Genomic DNA, 2,934 nt, shown 5'->3' with positions numbered 1-2,934 from the left:
GCGCAGGGCCGGTTGTTCCGCTTCTACCTCGCCGAGCGGTTCCAGGTGCCGCGCACGGAGTACGACGACTACCTGCGCTGGGTCGCCGAGTCCTTGCCCAGCTGCCGGTTCGGCCGGCGCGTGGACGGGTGCGGTGCGGACGGGGCCGGTGGTCACGCGTCGGCCTCCTCGGCGGATCCAGCGGCGAGGACCAGGCCGAGCAGCGCGTCGACGTCGGCCGGGGTCGCGGCCGGGTTGAGCAGGGTGAGCTTCAGGTGCACCCGTCCGTCCAGCTCTGTCCGGCCCACGACCGCGCGTCCTTCGCGCAACAGTCGTCGGCGCAGGCCGGCGTTGACCGCGTCGCCGCCGCGGTGGCGGAACACGACGGTGCTGAGCACCGGGGCCGCGGCCAGCTGCAGCCGGGGTTCGGCCTGCACCCGTGCCGCGGCGTACGCCGCCAGGTCGCAGCAGGCGTCGACCATCGCGCCGAGACCGGCCCGTCCGAGCGCCCGCAGCGTGACGGCGATCTTGAGCACGTCGGCGCGGCGGGTGGTGCGCAGTGACCGGCCGAGCAGGCTGGCGTACCCGGCCGCCTCGTCGTCGGCCGGGTTGAGGTAGGCCGCCCGCCGGTCCAAGGGGGCGAACGCGGCCGCCTCCCGGGTCAGCAACACCCCCGCGGCGGCCGGCTGCCAGCCGAACTTGTGCAGGTCCAGGGAGATGCTGTCGGCCTGCCCGAGGCCGGCCAGCAGGTGCCGCCGCCGATCGGAGAACAGCAGCCCCCCGCCGTAGGCGGCGTCGACGTGCAGCCACCCGCCGTGGCTGCGGACCAGCGCAGCCACGGCCGCGAGCGGATCGATCGTCCCCAGGTCCGTGGTGCCGGCCGTGGCGACCACGACGGGGCGCTCGCCCGACGGTGCATCGCGCAGCAGGGCGGCCAGCGCAGCGGGGTCCAGAGCCCGGTCCGCCGCCGGCGGCACGGAGACGACGGCCGGCAGGCCGAGCAGGTGGGCCGCCCGCTCCACGGAGAAGTGCGCGGCCGCGCCGGCGTACAGCCGGACCGGCCTGGGGTCGGCGTCGCGGGCCAGCAGCAGGGCGGTGTAGGTCGACCCCGTCCCACCGGTGGTCACCACTCCGACGCCGCCGGTCAGGCCGGCCAGCTCGGCAAGCGTGGCAATGACCCGCTCTTCGAGCACCGTGGCGGCGGGCGCCTGGTCCCAGCTGTCCAGCGACTGGTTCAGGGCGCTGGCGGCCAGGTCGGCGGCGACCGCGACCGGCAGCGGCGGGCAGTGCAGGTGGGCCGCGCACAGCGGGTCGGCCGGGTCAGCGGCGCCCGCGGCGACGGTGCTCACCAGCCCGACCAGGGCGGCCCGTGCACCGATCCCGACCTGCGGCAGGACACCGCCGGAGAGGGCGGCGTCGACGTCGGCGGCCACCTGCCGAGGGTCACCGGCAGGCACCGGGCCGCTCCGTGCCGCCCGGCCGGCGGCAAGCGCGTCGACCGAGACCGACACGAGCTCGGCCAGGTCGCCCTCCTCGGAGCCGCGGAGGCCGCGGGGCGCCGGTCGCCCGGGGACGACGGCGGTCATGCCCGGTGCTCCTGCTCGGCCACAGTCAGGGCCGCGTCGAGGCGGTCGAGGACCGCACCGGCCTCCTCGTCGGTCATCACCAGCGGCGGCAGCAGCCGGACGACGCTGTCGTGCCGCCCCCCGAGCTCGACGATCAGCCCCCGCTTCAGGCACTCAGCGCGAACGGCCACGGCCAGGCCCGGAGCGGCCGGGCGAGCCCCGCAGGCATCCGGCGCGGCGTCCGGCTCGACCAGCTCGATGCCGTTCATCAGCCCGCGGCCGCGCACCTCCCCGATCGAGGGGTGCGCGCCCGCCAGGCTCGTCAGCTCGGCCCGCAGTTGCCGGCCGAGGGCCTCGGCCCGCTCGGGCAGTCGCTCGGCGAGCACGTACCGCAGCGTGGCGGCGCCGGCCGCCATCGCCAAGGTCGTGCCGCGGAAGGTACCGGTGTGCGCGCCAGGCGCCCACGAGTCGAGGTGGTCGGCGTAGACCACCACGGCCAGGGGGAGACTCCCGCCGATCGCCTTGGAGAGCACCATGACGTCGGGCTCCACCTCGGCGGCGTCGATCGCCCACATGGTGCCGGTGCGGCCCACTCCGGTCTGGACCTCGTCGACGATCAGCGGGATGCCCCGCTCGGCGGTGATCCGGCGCATCTCACGTAGCCACGGCAGCGGTGCGGGGATGACGCCGCCCTCGCCTTGGACCGGCTCGAGGATCATCGCCGCAGGCGGCACGATCCCACCGTTGGGGTCGTCCAGCAGCCGCTCCACGTAGCGTGCCGACACCTCTCCCGAGGCGTCCCCGAGCCCGAACGGGCAGCGGTAGGCGTGCGGGTAGGGCAGCCGGACCGCCTCGGTGGCCACGCCGGTCATGGGCTCCTTGACCGCCACCCCGCCGGAGGCGGCCAGGGCGCCGGCGGTCATGCCGTGGTAGGCGCCGGTGAACGCTGCCACGCCGCTGCGCCCGGTGGCGGTGCGGGTCAGCTTGAGCGCGGCCTCCACGGCGTCGGTGCCGGCCGGGCCGCAGAAGTGCACCTTGGCGTGCCCGGCCAGCCCGGGCGGCAGCGCGGCGAAGAGCGCGTCGGTGAAGTCGTCCTTCTCCGGAGTGGCGATGTCGAGGGCGTGCCAGGGTGCGCCCCGCTCGATGACACGCTGCACCGCCTCGACGACGACCGGGTGGTTGTGGCCGAGCGCCAGCGTTCCCGCTCCCGACAGGCAGTCGAGGTAACGGCGGCCGTCCGCGCCGGTCACCGTCATCCCCCGTGCGTGTACCGGCACGATGCGGAAGGTCCGGGCATAGGTCCGGGCGGCGGACTCGCGGGCCGCCTGCCGGGCGAGCACGTCGGCGGGGAGGGGCGGCGCGGTGCGGTCGCTGTCCCTTATACACTTCT

The 2,934-nt window shown here is 76.0% G+C and carries 2 protein-coding genes; both read right to left on the bottom strand.

From position 1 onward, the window contains the following. Window positions 1–152 precede the first annotated feature (152 nt). Window positions 153–1,565, bottom strand: coding sequence for an aminotransferase class I/II-fold pyridoxal phosphate-dependent enzyme (locus G5C62_RS26390; RefSeq protein ID WP_164703324.1), 1,413 nt, complete (start codon window positions 1,563–1,565; stop codon window positions 153–155). After that, window positions 1,562–2,934, bottom strand: a 1,373-nt coding sequence (locus tag G5C62_RS26385) for a diaminobutyrate--2-oxoglutarate transaminase family protein (protein ID WP_206330881.1), incomplete at its 5' end; no start/stop codon positions are given. The genes G5C62_RS26385 and G5C62_RS26390, both read right to left, overlap by 4 nt.

It is taken from the genome of Modestobacter sp. KNN46-3, assembly GCF_011039295.1.
Note: the sequence above shows the minus strand (reverse complement) of the source record. Positions and strands in the feature narration are given on the sequence as shown.

What these genes read in the sequence shown, in the direction of transcription:
- G5C62_RS26390 (WP_164703324.1), bottom strand. Translation starts at nt 1,565, where the DNA reads ATGACCGCCGTCGTCCCCGGGCGACCGGCGCCCCGCGGCCTCCGCGGC.